Origin of the sequence: Curtobacterium sp. MCLR17_034 (genome assembly GCF_003234485.1) — a bacterium.
Lineage (GTDB): Bacteria > Actinomycetota > Actinomycetes > Actinomycetales > Microbacteriaceae > Curtobacterium > Curtobacterium flaccumfaciens.
In genome coordinates this window covers 25,081-41,181 of record NZ_QKTH01000013.1, presented here as the reverse complement: position 1 = coordinate 41,181, position 16,101 = coordinate 25,081, and the positions used below count along the sequence as shown (strand labels likewise).

The window sequence follows — 16,101 nt, the reverse complement described above, 5'->3', positions numbered from 1 at the left end:
CTGGTGAACGTGCCCGAAGAATCCGCCTCAGAGTCGAAACGCGCTCAGCTCCGCGGGCTCGTGGTGTCCGCTCGCCACGCGCGTCGGGAAGCGCTCACAGCGACCGGACGACCTGCCCCGCCTCCGCCGCAGCCCCGACCACGACGGCGAAGTCCCCGTCCGCGACGGACTGCCCCTCAGCCAGCCACACGACGTTCCGCGCCCCCGGCTGCGGCACGAACGACGAACCACCCGGCCCCGAAGACGGTGCCCCCACGACCAGCACGGTCACCTCGTCCAATCCGCTGGATCCCCGGTACCAGGACGTCGGCATGTCGACCTGCACCACGTGTCCCGCGGCCTCGAGTGCGGTGGCCAGTGCGGACACGTCCGCGACGCGCGTGCCGTCGTGCTTGACGGCGACACGGAAGCCTGCAGCCCCCTCCTCCCGGACGACGACCGGTCGCGAGGACCGCACCATCACGCCGTGGCCCTTGGGGAGCCCGGGGTCCACTCCGAGGTAGCGCAGTCCGGCTGCGTCGTACCGGGCGTCGGCGTCGGCGTCGGGGTACCGCCCGCGCCACCGCTCGTCGAAGATGCGGCGGTTGTCGACGCGGGCGTCGTCCCGGCCCGGGGTGCGGCTCTCGTGGTGGACGACGACCGACGACGGGACGACGACGAAGGCGCAGCCCGCCGGTGACGTCGACAGCGCGCGGAGGCACAGGTCCACGTCCTCCAGCCCGTTGGCGTACACGGGGTCGAACCCGTGCCAGCGGATCAGGTCGGCGGCACGGAACGCCGCGGCGGCTGCGGTGATCGCCGAGAACCGCACTGCGCCGGCGGAGCCCGACCCGAACACGCGGTCGGCGTCGTGTCGCGGGTGGTCGCCGAGGAAGTGCCAGGGGAGCACCTTGTCCCCGCCGAAGACCGTGCCGGCGGCCTGCACGACGCCGTCCGGGTACACGAGCAGGGGCTGCGCGCCGAGGACCGACGGGTCGTCCAACGCGCCGACCAGCGGCCGCAGCCAGCCGGTGGTGACCTCGGTGTCGTTGTTGAGCATGACGACGGTGCCGCCCGAGGACCGGGCGAGTCCGAGGTCGCTGCCCAGGGCGAAGTTCCGGTTCCGGTCCTCGCGCTGCAGGACCACCCGGGGTTCGTCACGGAACCAGGCACCGAGGATCGCGGAGACCGATCGCGGAGAGCCGTTGTCGACCAGGACGACCTCGACGCGGTCGCCGTCGTGGTCGGCCGCGCCGAGGACGGCATCGACGGCGCGCCGGGTCATCGTCCAGTCGCGGAACACCGGCACGACGACCGAGACGAGTCCGGTGTCCCGTGTCGGTGCTGCGGACGCCAGGGCGTCCCAGTCGATGCGGTGGCGGGCGAGCGCGACCTCCTGCCACGACGCGGGCTGGGCGGAGGAGACCCGTCGCTGGTCCCGCACGTTGTCGTAGTCGACGCCGATGACGGGCACGTACGCAGGCACCCCGAACCGCTGCCCGATGCGGAGCAGCCACTCCCAGTCGATCCAGCGTCGGAGCGTCTCGTCGAACGGGCCGACCCCTGCGGCGACGTCACGGCGGACCACGAGCGCGTTGAGGTCGATGAAGTTGCCCGCGAGCAGGTCGTCGAGCGTGCCGTCCTCGCCGCGGTACGTCTCGACGGGCGCGGTCCGGTCGTCCGCGTTGTTCGCGCCGACCATCCGCAGACCCGTGTGCACGGCGGGCCCGTCGGTCTCGAGCAGAGCCGCGAGGGCCGCGGTCAGGTGTTCCGGACGCCAGGTGTTGTCGGCGTCGAGGAACGCGACGAAGTCGCCACGCACGGCCGCGAGTCCGGTGTTCCGTGCGGCGCCGGCACCGCCGTTCTCCCGCTCGAGGAGCCGGATGCGCCCGTCTTCGGCAGCGAGCCCGCGCACGACGTCGACGGTGTTGTCGCCGGACCCGTCGTCGACCACGAGGAGTTCCCAGTTCGTGTGCTGCTGCGCTCGCACCGAAGCGATCGCCGCACCGACCACGTCGGCGCGCCGGTACACCGGCATCACGATCGACACGAGCGGTTGCTCCGCGTCGCGCCGCGCGACACCGCGCGGGTACCGGCCGAGGGCCTCGGCGACCTCGGGCCCGTCCCACGTGGACCGGTAGCGCCGCCGGGTGCGGTGCTGCGCACCGGCGAACGCGCGCGCAGCGGCGACGGCTGCGTCGCGTGCGGCGGCCCAGGTGGGAGCGTCGCCACGGCGGCCTGGAGGCACGGGGAGCGTGGTCGCGTCGGTCGCGTTCCGCAGGAAGTGCCGGAGCGCATCGAGCGTGGTCGCCGGGCGGTCGGCTCCCGGCACCGAGGCGGCGTACACGCCTGCGTCGAAGAGCGGCCCGGTCTGGAAGAGCTCGGGGCCCTCCTGGTGCAGGGCGTCGTACCAGGACATCGCGGGGACGGGCTGGTGCTCGCGCATCCACTCGTGCTCGATGAGCGGGTGCAGCGAGAGCCCACGCTGCCCGTCGTTGTGCACGTAGAACGCGACGGCGTCGGCGTCGGTGTCGAACGTCCGTCCGGTCTGTGCCTCGAAGTACGCGCGGTCCAGTACCTCGAACTCGGCGATCCGCCGGGCCCAGCGGTCGAGCCGGTCGGTCACGGTCAGTGGTCGATCCGGGCCGCGGAAGGGTCGTGCGAGGCGCCGTGCGACGCGGCCGATGCCCTTCGCCTCGGCCATCAGCGGCGCCCCGGCAGTCGTGCGGCGACCTTCGCGATCGCCTGGCCGGTGCGGAAGGACCTGCTCGCGCGCAGGTCGGTGAGCTCCCGGCGCAGGCGCACGACCTCGTCCGCTGCGCTGGCCGCGGCGACGTCGGCGGCCGTGAGGTCGAGGGGGAGCAGCGCCGCCCACCGACGTTCGAGCGCGTCGGCCGTGCCCGCGAGCGGGGCCGTCAGCGCATCCTCGATGCGTGCACGGGCGTCGGTGACCGCGCCCGGTGCGACGACCACGGCGAAGTGGTCCACGACGGCCGCGAGGGTGTCGGCGCCCGTCCGGTGCGCTCGCGACGACCACGGCACCGCGTTCTGCGCGGCCCGCACGACCACCAGGTGGAGCGCCCGCCGGTTGGCCGCGACGACGTCCGCGGGCGCCGGGTCCACGAGCACGGCGACCGTGACGAGGTCGTCCGGGCTGGGGTCTCCGGTGGTGACGGTCCACGCGGCCGGTGCCGACGTACCGGCGGGGAGCCGGGCCTCCAGGTCGAAGCCGTCCCCGAAGGCCGCGTCGACCTGGCGGACGAGCGTGTCGGCGTCCTCGACGTGCCGCAGGTCCACGGCGAGCCGCGGGCGCTGCCCCGCGGGGACGAGGACGTCGGCGAACCGCTCGGTCGCCGTCATGCCGTGCCGCTGGTACGCGGCCACTGCGTCCGGCAGGAACGGGTAGCGACCCTCGAGCACGCGCTGGTGCGCGGCGCGCAGGGCGCTGCGGTTGCCGGAGAAGCTCTTGCCGCCGGCGTGCAGGACCAGCGCGCGGTTGGCGATCTTGGCGAGCCAGCCGTGGGCGGCGATCCGGAGGCAGTAGTCGTTCTCCTCGCCGTATCCGGGCGCGAAGGCCTCGTCGAACAGACCGTGCTCGGCGATCAGCTCCCGGCGGGTGAGGAAGCAGAAGCCCATCGCGACGGGCAGGACCTGGGACACCGGGAGGAGTGGTGCGAGCTGGCCCCAGACCCGTCGCGTGCGGTCCTCGGTGCGGGCGGCTCCCCGGTTGGTCAGGCGGTAGGGGATGCTCGCGATCGTCGCGTTGTCACTGCGCGCGGTCACGACACCGGTGCGGTCCTCGTCGAGGACCGCGAGCATCGCGTCGAGGAACCCCGCCGTCGGCACGGCGTCGCTGTTGAGGAGCAGGACGGCCTCGGTGCCGGCGTCGTCGGCGCCGCGGTCGAGTTCGTCCACGGCACGGTTGCACGTGCCGACGAACCCGAGGTTGTGGTCGTTCCGCTCGTACCGGAACCCGGGGCGGTCGCCGATCCGGTCGAGCAGCGCCCGCTCGATGGTGTCCGCCTCGGGCCCGCAATCGTTGACGAACAGCGCGCGGTGCCGCTCGGTGTCGAGGTGCTCGAGGAGCCCGTCGACGCACCGCAGCAGGGAGTCGAGGTCGCCGTACACGGGCACGACGACGAGGGTGGAGCGGGTCATCGGGTGGACTCCTCTGCTTCGAGTGCACGTGCGAGGGCGTCGACGGCGGTCCCCAGCGGGCCACCGAGCACCCCCGCGGCCAGGGGCACGTGCCCGGTCGGGCCGTCCGCAGCTGCCTGCCGGACGGCGTCGGCGACGGCCAGGCCGAGGGAACGGGCGTCGGCGGGGACCGCCTCGAGGTTCGGGTGCAGGTGCGCCCGGGTGCCCCGGAACTCGTTCGTCACGACGCGTGCGCCGGACACCGCGCCGTCGAACGGCGGGTGGCTCGGGTGCGGGCTGTGCTGGAGCGACAGCACCACGTTCGTCGATGCGATGAACCGGAAGTAGTCGTCCCAGGGCATGGTGCCGTGCGAGACGAGCTTCACGTCGCCCCGGCCCCCGTCGAGCTCGACGTCGCCGTGCTGTTCACCGGCCGAGTGGAACTCGACCCGGATGCCGTCGTCGGCCAGCTCCTGCACCGCGACCCGCAGCGCGGCGACGCCGAGGCGGAACAGGTTCCGGTGCTTGCTCGGACGGCCGTAGAAGAGGACCCGGACCACGTCCTCGTGCTTGCGGGCAGCGGCCACGCGTTCGAGCAGCTCGAGGTCGAGGTGCGGTGCGAAGGTGTGCTCGGAGGGGACGTCGAGGCCCTCGACGTCGGCCAGGTACCGGCGCAGCGGCTCGGAGTTCACGAGCATCCGGAAGCCGGCGCGGTAGGTCGAGGCGGCGACCGCGTACTCGGTCGACCACGGGCTGAAGCCGGGTTCGTAGTCCTGCACCAAGTACACGACGCGGTGTCGGGGGACGACACCGGCGGTGACGGCGACGTCGATCGGGTGCGCGGTCTTCCAGTGCGTGGCGACCCAGACGTCGTCGCGGCCGAACTCGGTGTCCAGGACGTCCTCGCGCCGGACCACGCGGACGCCGGGACGTCCGTCGACCCGCGACTCCGGGAACCGGTCGGCGACGAGCGCCTCGGCTGCAGCGGCACTGTTGCCGGGTGTCGTCCACCGGACCATGACGACCCGGACCCGCCGGCCGAGCCGGTCGCCGAGCGCGAGTGCGACGGCCAGGGCGGTCTGCACCCCGGCGAAGGCGGCACCCTCGCGGAGTTCGTCGACCACGAGCACCACCTCGGGATCGCGGTCCACGGTGCGGATGCCGGCGAGCGACAGGCTCGTCTCCACCAGGCCGTCGAACGGGCGCGCGGCCAGCGGCGCACGATCGCGTTCCCGCCGAGCCACACCGACGTCGACCCGGGACACCGTCCGGCCGAGTCGCTCACGGACGTCGTTGCGGTAGTGGCCGTCGCGTGCGTACCGCTCGTTCACCCGGACGAGGTCGCTCACGAGGCGCCGTGCCTTCTCGAAGTTCATCAGCCCTCACGTTACTGGGCGTCGGCGTTCGGCTCGGTAGGATCGGACCCCTCATGATGCAGCGAATCGACCTCCGCGGCGGCCTCCCCGCCCGTGCCGAACTCCTCCGACTCATGCCCCGCGCCGCCGGTGACGTGACCCACGCGGTCGACGCCGCGCGCGAGTTGATCGAGGACGTCCGACACCGCGGGGCCGCGGCCCTGCACGACCAGGCCGAGCGCTTCGACGGCGGGGCTCCCGCGAACGTCCGGGTGCCCGCTGCCGAGATCACCGCCGCCGTGGCCGGGCTCACCCCCGAGGTTCGAGCGGCACTCGACGAGGCCATCCGCCGCGTCCGGGCCGCGAGTGCCGCGCAGATCCCCGCCCCGTCCGTGACGACCCTGGCCGACGGCGCCGAGGTCCACCAGCGCTGGCAGCCGATGCGCCGGGTGGGGCTCTACGTGCCCGGTGGCAAGGCTGTCTACCCGTCCAGCGTCGTGATGAACGTCGTCGCGGCCCAGGTCGCGGGCGTGCCCTCGATCGCCCTCGTGTCGCCGCCGCAGCGCGACCACGGCGGCGCGGTGCACCCGACGATCCTCGCCGCGGCGGGGCTGCTCGGCATCGACGAGGTCTACGCCATGGGCGGCGCCGGAGCCGTCGGAGCGCTGGCGTACGGCGTCGCCGAGATCGACCTCGAGCCGGTCGACCTGGTCACCGGTCCGGGCAACAACTACGTCGCCGCCGCCAAGCGCCTGGTGCGCGGGGTGGTGGGCATCGACTCCGAGGCCGGGGCGACCGAGATCCTCGTGATCGCGGACGACACCGCCGACGCCGGCTTCGTGGCCGCCGACCTCATCAGCCAGGCCGAGCACGACGAGCAGGCCGGCAGCGTGCTGGTGACGACGTCCGCGGCGTTCGCCGACGCGGTGGAAGCCGCCATCCCGGAACGCACGGCGGTGCTCGGGACGGCTGCGCGCCTCCAGACCGCCTTGGACGGACCGCAGTCCGCGATCGTCCTGGTGGACTCGCTGACCGACGCCGCGACCGTGAGCAACGCCTACGGGCCGGAGCACCTCGAGATCCAGACGGTCGACGACGACGCCGTGCTGGCCGACATCGACGCGGCCGGTGCGGTGTTCGTCGGTCCGAGCACGCCGGTGAGCCTGGGGGACTACCTGGCCGGGTCCAACCACGTGCTGCCGACCGGCGGCCAGGCCCGGTTCGGGTCCGGGCTGTCCGCGTCGACGTTCCTGCGACCCCAGCAGATCGTCCGGTACACGCCCCAGGCCCTGGCCGAGGTCGCGCCGCACATCGTCGCCCTGTCCACCGAGGAGCAGCTCCCCGCGCACGGGGCCGCCGTGACGGAGCGCACGAACCGATAGCCTGGGGAACGACATGTTCTGCCCCTTCTGCCGCCACCCGGACTCCCGCGTCGTCGACTCACGGACGAGCGACGACGGAACCTCCATCCGCCGCCGTCGTCAGTGCCCCAACTGCGGTCGACGGTTCTCGACCACCGAGACCGCATCGCTCAACGTCGTGAAGCGCAACGGTGTCACCGAGCCGTTCAGCCGCGACAAGATCGTCTCCGGCGTCCGCAAGGCGTGCCAGGGGCGCCCGGTCACCGACGGTGACCTGGCCGTGCTCGCGCAGCGCGTCGAGGAGACCGTGCGGTCCTCCGGATCCAGCCAGATCGACGCGAACGACATCGGCCTCGCGATCCTCGCACCCCTGCGGGAGCTCGACGAGGTCGCCTACCTGCGGTTCGCGAGCGTCTACCAGGCGTTCGACTCGCTCGAGGACTTCGAGGACGCCATCGGTCAGCTCCGCCGCGACCACCACGGGGCATCCGACACGGCCGCCGGGTCGTCCACATCGTCCGGCACGCGCGCGTGAGCGGCATCGCCGAACGGATCGTGCGCGGTGGCTACCGCGTCGTGTTCCGCTCCGTGTTCGCGAACATGGACCCGGAACGTGCCCACCACCTGGCGTTCGCCGTCATCGCGGGGCTGCCCCGCGTGCCGTTCCTGAGCGGCGTCGTCGAGCGGTACTGCCGTCCCGCGGCGGCCGACGGCATCACCACGATGGGCATCCACTTCCCGTCGCGCTTCGGTCTCGCGGCCGGGTTCGACAAGGACGCCCGCGGCATCGCCGGTCTCGGCCTGCTCGGATTCGGCCACGTCGAGGTCGGCACCATCACCGCCAAGCCGCAGCCCGGCAACGAGCGCCCGCGCCTGTTCCGGCTGATCGGCGACCGCGCCCTGATCAACCGCATGGGCTTCAACAACCACGGCGCCGCAGCGGCCGCCCGGCGCCTCGAGCGCGCCCGCCGCAACCCCGGTCGCCCCGTCATCGGCGTGAACATCGGCAAGAGCCGGGTGGTCTCCGTCGAGGACGCCATCGACGACTACCTCGAGTCCACCCGTCGGCTCGCGACGTTCGCGGACTACCTGGCGGTCAACGTCAGCTCGCCGAACACGCCCGGTCTGCGCGGACTGCAGGAACTCGACCAGCTCCGACCGCTGCTGTCCGCGGTGCGCGACGCCGCCGGCCGGACGCCCGTGCTCGTCAAGATCGCACCGGACCTGACCGACGAGCAGATCGACGCGATCGCGGGCCTCGCGGTCGAGCTCGGGCTGTCCGGGGTGATCGCGAACAACACGACGATCTCCCGCGACGGGCTGACCGCCGATCCGTCCGACGTCGAGGCGATGGGTGCCGGGGGCCTCTCCGGTGCGCCGATCGCCGCTCGCTCGCTCGAGGTCCTGCGTCGCGTCCGCGCCGCGGTGCCCGCCGACTTCTGCGTCATCGCCGTCGGTGGTGTGACCACCGAGCAGGACGTGCAGGACCGCATCGACGCCGGCGCGACGCTCGTGCAGGGCTACACAGCGTTCCTCTACGAGGGACCGACCTGGGCCGCGCGCATCAACCGGCTGCGCCGTCGGCGGCTGCGTCGCGCCGCGCGGTAGACGCGACCACTTGACGGACTGGAGGCCCGTGGCGACACCGCCACGGGCCTCCAGTCCGTCCTGTGGGCGCGCCCACGGCCGCTTCGTGAGCAGCAATGGTCGGGTGCGCCGCGCCCACCCGACCATTCCTGCTCACGAAGCACGAGCGGGGGAGTGGGGAGTGGGGGAGCGGGAACGACGAAGCGCCGCCCGGCAGGCCGGGCGGCGCTTCGTCGTGTGCGTGTGGCTAGAGCGTGGGGTACTGCCCACGCCGGACCTGGGGCTTCGGCAGCCGCAGGAAGCGCAGCTGCCACGCCCGCGTGAGGATGTAGAGGAACGTGCCGCGCTGGAGCTCGCCGAACTTGTTGGTGAGCTTGCGGCGGAGCGACAGCCACAGCACCACGCAGTCGATGATGAACAGCGCCACGAACGCCCACACGAGCAGGAGCGAGTAGGAGGCGATGACCGTCTGCGCGGCCGCGAACCCGACGATGAGGAACAGCACGAGCACGGGCATCATGACCTCGCCGACGTTCCAGCGGGCGTCGATCCAGTCGCGGACGAAGCGTCGCTGCTCACCGCGGTCCTTCGCCGGCAGGTAGCGCTCCTCGCCGTTGGCCATGCCGACCCGGGCACGCTCGCGCTCCGAGTTGAGGCGGGCGCGGGCGGCCTTCTTGTCGACCGGCGTGTTGCCGACGAGGGGGCGGCGGTTCGCTGCCTCTCGCTCGCGGCGGGACGGCGTGGGGCGGCCCTTGCCCTGCTCGAGGAGCTCGGCCTCGGTCGGGTTGACGGTCGTGTTGGTCTTGGGGGCTGCCTTCGCCACGGTGCGTTCCTAACGGCGGTGTGCGTGCGGGATCTCCTCTAGATTACCGGGCATGACCGACAGCGAACAGCACAGCCCCGCGACCGACCCCGCGCTCCTCGACGCCCTGCGCGAACACGTGCAGGGTGCACTGCCCACGACGATCGCCGACCTGTCCGCGCTGGTGCGCCTGCCGTCGGTGTCCTGGTCAGCCTTCGACCCGGCGAACGTGCGCGCGAGTGCCGAGGCCGTCGCGGACCTCGCCCGGTCGACCGGGGTGTTCGGCGCGGACGACGTCCGGATCGTGCGGTCCGCGGTGTCCGGGTCGACGGCCGACGTCGCGGAGGCCGACGCGGAGACCGAGCTCGGCCAGCCCGCGGTGCTCGCGGTGCGCCCGGCGCGGAACGGCAAGCCGACGGTGATGCTCTACGCCCACCACGACGTGCAGCCGCAGGGCGACGAGGCCCTGTGGGAGACGCCGCCGTTCGAGCCGACCCTCCGCGGCGATCGCCTGTACGGCCGCGGCGCCTCGGACGACAAGGCCGGTGTGATGACGCACATCGCGTCGCTCCGCGCGGTGCACGCCCAGTTCGGTGACGACCTCGACCTCGGGATCGTGCTCTTCGTCGAGGGTGAGGAGGAGTTCGGCTCCCGCTCGTTCCGCACGTTCCTGCGCGAGCAGAAGGAGCACCTCGCCGCCGACGTCATCGTCGTGGCGGACAGCGACAACTGGTCCACCGAGGTCCCGTCGATCACGGTCTCCCTGCGCGGCAACGTCACCTTCAAGCTCACCCTGACCACGCTCGAGCACGCCAGCCACAGCGGGATGTTCGGGGGAGCAGCCCCGGACGCGATGATCCCCATGGTGCGGCTGCTCGCCTCGCTGCACGACGCCGACGGCTCGGTCGCCGTCGAGGGGCTGTCCTCGTACGAGGCCGACGTGCCGGAGCGCACCGAGGACGAACTCGCCGTCGACGCCGCGCTCGTGCCCGGTGTCCGCCCGATCGGCACCGGCGCCGTGCTGTCCCGCATGTGGTTCCAGCCGTCGATCACGGTGACCGGCATGGACGTGCCGAGCGTCGCGAACGCCTCGAACACCCTCCTGCCCACGGTCTCGGCACGGGTATCGGTCCGCGTCGCCCCCGGTCAGGACGCCCGGCAGGCGTCCGCTGCCGTCGAGCGGCACCTGCGCGAGCACGTCCCGTTCGGCGCACGGATGGAGATCACCGAGCCGGACAGCGGCGACGGGTTCCTCGTCGACACCGCCGGCTGGGCCGTCCAGGAGGCCCGCACGGCCATGCGCGAGGGGTGGGGCGCCGAGGCGGTCGAGCAGGGCATCGGTGGGTCGATCCCGTTCGTGTCCGACCTCGCCGCGGAGTTCCCGGACGCGCAGATCCTGGTCACCGGCGTCGAGGACCCGGACACCCGCGCCCACAGCCCGAACGAGTCGCAGCACCTCGGCGTCCTGCACCGTGCCATCGCGTCGGAGACGATCCTGCTCGCCAGGCTCGCGACGCGCAGCTGAGGGTGCTTACAATCGACGCCAGGCGCGGTGACCAGCACCGCCCGGAGGGAGACGCGCGATGAGCGACACCATCACCGAAGCACCGGCGACCGAAACGCAGTCGCACGGCGTCCTCCTGAGCGACGCCGCTGCCGGCAAGGTGGCGAGCCTGCTCGAGCAGGAGGGCCGCGACGACCTGCGCCTGCGCCTCGCCGTCCAGCCCGGTGGCTGCTCGGGCCTGATCTACCAGCTCTACTTCGACGAGCGCCTGCTCGACGGTGACGTCACCGCCGAGTTCGACGGGGTCGAGGTCGTCGTCGACAAGATGAGCGTCCCGTACCTCGACGGCGCGACGATCGACTTCGAGGACACGATCCAGAAGCAGGGCTTCACGATCGACAACCCGAACGCGCAGGGCAGCTGCGCCTGTGGTGACAGCTTCCACTGATCGCCAGCGATCCGACACGCGAGCGGGGAGCGACCGGAAGGGTCGCTCCCCGCTGGCGTTCGTGTGACCGGACGTGGCGCGCCGGGGCGCGGTGCGACCGGGCGAAATCGTGCCCGCAGACGTGCGGATCGAGGCCAGAACCGTGTCGTGTGTGCGCGAGCGGTACCGAGCTGCGAGTAAGCTAGGAGTGTTCCAATCAAGCTGGGAGCCAGCCATGCGCCGCCTTCGTGCGGCTCGCCGTCGGACTCGACGGGCTGACCTCCGAAGCTCACGTCTTTTGCGAGAGGTAACAGTGCGTTCGAATCGCCGTATACGTTGGGCGGCCGTCCCGGTGGCCGTCGGTCTGGTCATCGCACTGGCTGGCTGCACGCAGCAGCAGATGAACGGATGGCTCCCCGGCACGGAGGAGACGAAGGACGTCACCAACCACACGAGCCGCATCGTCGGCCTGTGGACCACCAGCTGGGTCGTTCTCCTCGCCGTCGGTCTCATCGTGTGGGGCCTCGTCATCTGGGCAGCGATCGTCTACCGCCGCCGGAAGGGCCAGACCGGCCTGCCCGTGCAGATGCGGTACAACATGCCGCTCGAGATCTTCTACACGATCGTGCCGCTGATCCTGGTGCTGGGCTTCTTCGCCTTCACCGCGAAGGACCAGGCCGCGATCGAGAAGCCCTTCGCCGACCCCGACGCCACCGTGCACGTGTACGGCAAGCGCTGGGCGTGGGACTTCAACTACATCAACAAGGACAACCCCGAAGAGAGCGTCTACTACCAGGGCATCCAGGCCCAGGAAGAAGAGAACGCCAACGGGGCGATCGACGAGTCGCAGCTGCCGACCCTCTACCTGCCGAAGGGCAAGAAGGTCGCGATCGAGCTCTCCTCGCGCGACGTCGACCACTCCTTCTGGGTCATCGACTTCCTCTACAAGAAGGACATGCTCCCGGGCAAGACCAACTGGGAGTACTTCATCCCGGAGAAGCTCGGCACGTACCAGGGCAAGTGTGCGGAGCTCTGCGGTGAGTACCACTCGCTGATGCTCTTCCAGGTGAAGGTCGTCACGCCGGCGCAGTACCAGGACTACCTCGACACCCTGAAGGACCAGGGCAAGGTCGGCCTGCTCGGTGACGAGTACAACACCAACTCCAACGAACCGAACAACAAGGCGCCGGTCGAGGCGTCCAGCGAGAACAAGTAGGGGCTCGTCAGATGACAACGTCACTCGTCGGCCAACCGACCCAGACCTCGTCGCCGGACTTCCAGGCGTCGAAGGTGGGTCGGAAGGGCAACATCGTCGTCCGGTGGATCACCTCCACCGACCACAAGACCATCGGGTACATGTACCTGATCGCGTCGTTCATCTTCTTCCTGCTCGCAGGTGTGATGGCCCTCGTGATCCGTGCCCAGCTCTTCGAACCCGGCCTGCACGTGGTCGCGACGAAGGAGCAGTACAACCAGCTGTTCACGATGCACGGCACGATCATGCTGCTGATGTTCGCGACGCCGCTGTTCTCGGGCTTCGCGAACGCGATCATGCCGCTCCAGATCGGTGCGCCGGACGTCGCCTTCCCGCGACTGAACGGCTTCGCCTTCTGGCTCTACCTGTTCGGCTCGCTCATCGCGGTCGGCGGCTTCCTCACCCCGCAGGGCGCTGCCTCGTTCGGGTGGTTCGCCTATGCGCCACTGAGTGACACGACGTTCACACCAGGGCTCGGCGGCACACTCTGGGTCTTCGGGCTCGGCATGACCGGCTTCTCGACGATCCTCGGCGCGGTGAACTTCATCACGACGATCATCACGATGCGTGCCCCAGGTCTGACCATGTTCCGCATGTCGATCTTCACGTGGAACACCCTCGTGACGGCGCTCCTCGTCCTGATGGCCTTCCCGGTCCTCGCGACGGCGCTCTTCGGCCTCGGGCTCGACCGCGTGTTCGACGCACAGATCTTCAACCCGGCCAACGGCGGGGCCCTGCTCTGGCAGCACCTGTTCTGGTTCTTCGGGCACCCCGAGGTCTACATCATCGCGCTGCCGTTCTTCGGCATCGTCTCCGAGGTCTTCCCGGTGTTCAGCCGCAAGCCGATCTTCGGGTACAAGACCCTGGTCTACGCGACCATCTCCATCGCGGCCCTCTCGGTCACGGTGTGGGCGCACCACATGTACGTCACCGGCGGAGTCCTGCTCCCGTGGTTCTCGCTCATGACGATGCTCATCGCGGTACCGACCGGCGTGAAGATCTTCAACTGGGTCGGCACGATGTGGCGCGGTTCGGTCACGTTCGAGACGCCGCTGCTCTGGGCCCTCGGCTTCCTGATCACCTTCACCTTCGGTGGTCTGACCGGTGTCATCCTGGCGTCGCCGCCGCTCGACTTCCACGTGTCCGACTCGTACTTCGTCGTCGCGCACTTCCACTACGTGGTCTTCGGAACCGTCGTCTTCGCGATGTTCTCCGGCTTCTACTTCTGGTGGCCGAAGTGGACCGGCAAGATGCTCAACGAGCGTCTCGGCAAGATCCACTTCTGGCTCCTGTTCATCGGGTTCCACACCACGTTCCTCATCCAGCACTGGCTGGGCGTCATCGGCATGCCGCGTCGCTACGCGACCTACCTGCCGAACGACGGCTTCACCTGGATGAACCAGCTGTCGACGATCGGCTCGATGATCCTCGGGATCTCGTTCCTGCCGTTCATCTTCAACGTCTACGTGACCGCCCGGAACGCACCGAAGGTCGCCGTGAACGACCCGTGGGGCTACGGCCGCTCGCTCGAGTGGGCGACCTCCTGCCCGCCGCCGCGCCACAACTTCACGTCGATCCCGCGTATCCGTTCGGAGTCCCCGGCCTTCGACCTGAACCACCCCGAGGCCGGTGTGCCGATCGGTGTGGGTCCCGCGAAGGACGCCCCCGATGCCCCGACCTACGACGCCGCGAAGGGCGAGGTGAAGTAACGCCATGCGCGCGAACACCAACCTGTTCTGGATCCTCTTCGGGTTCTTCATCCTGGCGGACGCCGCCTACACCACGTGGGCGATGATCTACTACGGCGAGCCCGAGTGGGTGGGCACCGTCGCGATCGGCCTGACCGGCCTGATGTCGGCGTTCATCGCCTTCTACCTCGGCAAGGTCATGTCGTCCCAGGGCGGGGTCCTGCCCGAGGACCGTCCCGACGCCAACATCGAGGACGGCGACGCCGAGCTCGGGCACTTCAGCCCGTGGTCCTGGTGGCCCATCCTGCTGGCCGCGGCGGTCGCCGTGTGCTTCCTCGGCGTGGCCGCCGGCCTGTGGATCGTCCCGATCGGGCTCGTCCTCGTGGCGATCACCCTGGTCGGCTGGGTCTACGAGTACTACCGCGGCAACTTCGGGCACTGACCCGGCGCTGCAGCGCACCTGACACTTCGGGCGGCACCAGTACGGTGCCGCCCGAAGTGCGTCCAGGAGACGAACTCCGGTCCCGATCCGGAACAAACGGGCCCGCCCGCGACTTGACTGGAGCGGACCTCCCACCACAGCGAAAGGAGTCACCTCAGGTGACCGACAAGCGCACCCTCATCATCTTCGGCGCGACGGGCGACCTCGCATCCCGCCTGCTCCTGCCGGGCCTCGGCACGTTCCTGCAGAGCGGCCGTGCCGTCCCCGTGCAGCTGATCGGCACGGGCCGCAGCGAGCGCAGCCCCGAGAAGTGGAAGGACATCGTCACGCAGTCCTTCGCGTCGCAGGACGTCAAGGGGCCGGAGGTCGACGCGACCATCGAGTCGACGCAGTTCATCCAGGGCGACCCCACCGACCCGAAGCACCTCGAGGCGCTCCTGGCCGCGGCCGACTCCGAGCCGATCCTCTACTTCGCCCTCCCGCCGCAGATCGCCTCCGACATCTGTGAGGCGCTCGAGCACGTCGAGCTCCCCGAGGGCACGACCCTGGCCTTCGAGAAGCCCTTCGGCACCGACGTCGCCAGCGCCCAGGCCCTCAACGAGACGGTGCTCAAGCTCGTCCCGGAAGAGCGCGTGCACCGCACCGACCACTTCCTCGGCCGCACCACGGTCCTGAACATCATCGGTCTGCGCTTCGCGAACCGCCTGTTCGAGCCCATCTGGAACGCCGACAACATCGAGAAGGTCGACGTCTTCTACGACGAGACCCTCGGTCTCGAGAACCGCGCCCAGTACTACGACGAGGCCGGCGCGATGGTCGACATGATCCAGTCGCACCTGCTGCAGATCCTCGGCATCGTGACGATGGACGCCCCGGCGGACATCGACGCGGTCGAGTTCCGCTCGTCCCTGGCCCGGGTGCTCCGTTCGACCCAGCTCAAGGGCGGCGACCCAAAGATCGCGTCGCGTCGCGCCGTCTACACGGCCGGCACGATCGACGGCAAGGAGCTGCCGTCGTACCAGGACGAGGACGGCGTCGACAAGTCGCGGAGCACCGAGACGCTCGCCGAGATCTCGGTCGAGGTCGACACGGCCCGCTGGAAGGGCGTTCCGTTCACGCTGCGCTCCGGCAAGGCACTCGGCAACAGCCGGAAAGAGGTGCTGATCACCTTCAAGCCGGTCACCCGCCTGCCCTCCGGCCTGAGCGGTCGCCCGAAGGCGGACACGCTCCGCATCGTCCTGAACCCGGACGAGATCGAGCTGACCGTTTCGGCCAACGGCGGTGGCAACCCGTTCGAGATGGGCCAGGTCACCCTGTCATCGTCGTTCAGCGACGGCGAGCTCACCCCGTACGGCGAGGTCCTGAACGGCATCTTCCACGACGACCCGCTGCTCTCCATCCGCGGTGACGTGGCCGAGCGCTGCTGGGAGATCGTGGAGCCGGTCGTTGCCGCCTGGAAGGCCGACGAGGTCCCGCTCGAGGAGTACCGCGCCGGTTCGCGCGGCCCGGCGGACTGGGAGTCGTCGTCCTGACGGACGCGCTGCTGACGTCCTGAACGGACGCC

At 70.7% G+C, this 16,101-nt stretch carries 13 protein-coding genes; 9 read left to right on the top strand and 4 right to left on the bottom strand.

The window, feature by feature from the left end:
* Window positions 1-94 precede the first annotated feature (94 nt).
* The 3 genes from DEI98_RS13090 to DEI98_RS13080 are packed head-to-tail and all read right to left on the bottom strand — an operon-like array spanning window position 95 to window position 5,492.
* Entirely contained in the window at window positions 95-2,683 is a 2,589-nt protein-coding gene (locus DEI98_RS13090) for a glycosyltransferase (RefSeq protein WP_111100974.1), read from the bottom strand.
* Window positions 2,683-4,137 (bottom strand): glycosyltransferase family 2 protein, encoded by a 1,455-nt coding sequence (locus DEI98_RS13085; RefSeq protein WP_111100973.1) that lies wholly within the window; start codon window positions 4,135-4,137, stop codon window positions 2,683-2,685. The genes DEI98_RS13090 and DEI98_RS13085 overlap by 1 nt, the downstream gene beginning before the upstream one ends.
* On the bottom strand, window positions 4,134-5,492 hold the full coding sequence (locus DEI98_RS13080; protein WP_111100972.1) for a hypothetical protein: 1,359 nt from the start codon (window positions 5,490-5,492) through the stop codon (window positions 4,134-4,136). The genes DEI98_RS13085 and DEI98_RS13080 overlap by 4 nt, the downstream gene beginning before the upstream one ends.
* Before the next feature lie 53 nt (window positions 5,493-5,545).
* On the opposite strand from DEI98_RS13080, the gene hisD reads away from it, so the two are divergent.
* From hisD to DEI98_RS13065, 3 genes are read left to right on the top strand one after another with little or no spacing between them, the layout of a single operon-like run.
* Window positions 5,546-6,853, top strand: coding sequence for a histidinol dehydrogenase (hisD, locus tag DEI98_RS13075; RefSeq protein WP_111100971.1), 1,308 nt, complete (start codon window positions 5,546-5,548; stop codon window positions 6,851-6,853).
* A 13-nt stretch (window positions 6,854-6,866) separates the two neighbouring features.
* Window positions 6,867-7,367: a transcriptional regulator NrdR gene (gene nrdR / locus DEI98_RS13070; protein ID WP_111100970.1), complete on the top strand. Its 501-nt coding sequence runs from the start codon at window positions 6,867-6,869 to the stop codon at window positions 7,365-7,367.
* Window positions 7,364-8,440 carry a quinone-dependent dihydroorotate dehydrogenase gene (locus tag DEI98_RS13065; protein ID WP_111100969.1) on the top strand — a complete coding sequence of 359 codons (1,077 nt, stop codon included), beginning with the start codon at window positions 7,364-7,366 and terminating at the stop codon, window positions 8,438-8,440. Before nrdR ends, DEI98_RS13065 begins: the two co-directional genes overlap by 4 nt.
* Before the next feature lie 226 nt (window positions 8,441-8,666).
* Here the strand turns inward: DEI98_RS13065 and DEI98_RS13060 are convergent, their stop codons facing one another.
* The gene (locus DEI98_RS13060; RefSeq protein WP_110864629.1) at window positions 8,667-9,242 is read right to left on the bottom strand and encodes a DUF3043 domain-containing protein; all 576 of its coding nucleotides are present in this window, start codon (window positions 9,240-9,242) and stop codon (window positions 8,667-8,669) included.
* 52 nt (window positions 9,243-9,294) lie between these two features.
* Here DEI98_RS13060 and DEI98_RS13055 point away from each other — a divergent pair, with 52 nt between their 5' ends.
* From DEI98_RS13055 to DEI98_RS13030, 6 genes are all read left to right on the top strand, one after another.
* Window positions 9,295-10,746 carry a dipeptidase gene (locus DEI98_RS13055; RefSeq protein ID WP_071405429.1) on the top strand — a complete coding sequence of 484 codons (1,452 nt, stop codon included), beginning with the start codon at window positions 9,295-9,297 and terminating at the stop codon, window positions 10,744-10,746.
* A 58-nt stretch (window positions 10,747-10,804) separates the two neighbouring features.
* Window positions 10,805-11,173 carry an iron-sulfur cluster assembly accessory protein gene (locus DEI98_RS13050; protein ID WP_035808216.1) on the top strand — a complete coding sequence of 123 codons (369 nt, stop codon included), beginning with the start codon at window positions 10,805-10,807 and terminating at the stop codon, window positions 11,171-11,173.
* 292 nt (window positions 11,174-11,465) lie between these two features.
* Window positions 11,466-12,368, top strand: coding sequence for a cytochrome c oxidase subunit II (coxB, locus tag DEI98_RS13045; RefSeq protein WP_111100968.1), 903 nt, complete (start codon window positions 11,466-11,468; stop codon window positions 12,366-12,368).
* Window positions 12,369-12,379: 11 nt separating this feature from the next.
* Complete coding sequence (ctaD, locus tag DEI98_RS13040) at window positions 12,380-14,116, top strand: cytochrome c oxidase subunit I (protein ID WP_258370859.1); 1,737 nt, start codon at window positions 12,380-12,382, stop codon at window positions 14,114-14,116.
* A gap of 4 nt (window positions 14,117-14,120) precedes the next feature.
* Complete coding sequence (locus DEI98_RS13035) at window positions 14,121-14,537, top strand: cytochrome c oxidase subunit 4 (RefSeq protein ID WP_027465267.1); 417 nt, start codon at window positions 14,121-14,123, stop codon at window positions 14,535-14,537.
* Window positions 14,538-14,695: 158 nt separating this feature from the next.
* Window positions 14,696-16,069 (top strand): glucose-6-phosphate dehydrogenase, encoded by a 1,374-nt coding sequence (locus DEI98_RS13030; RefSeq protein WP_071405720.1) that lies wholly within the window; start codon window positions 14,696-14,698, stop codon window positions 16,067-16,069.
* Window positions 16,070-16,101 lie beyond the last annotated feature (32 nt).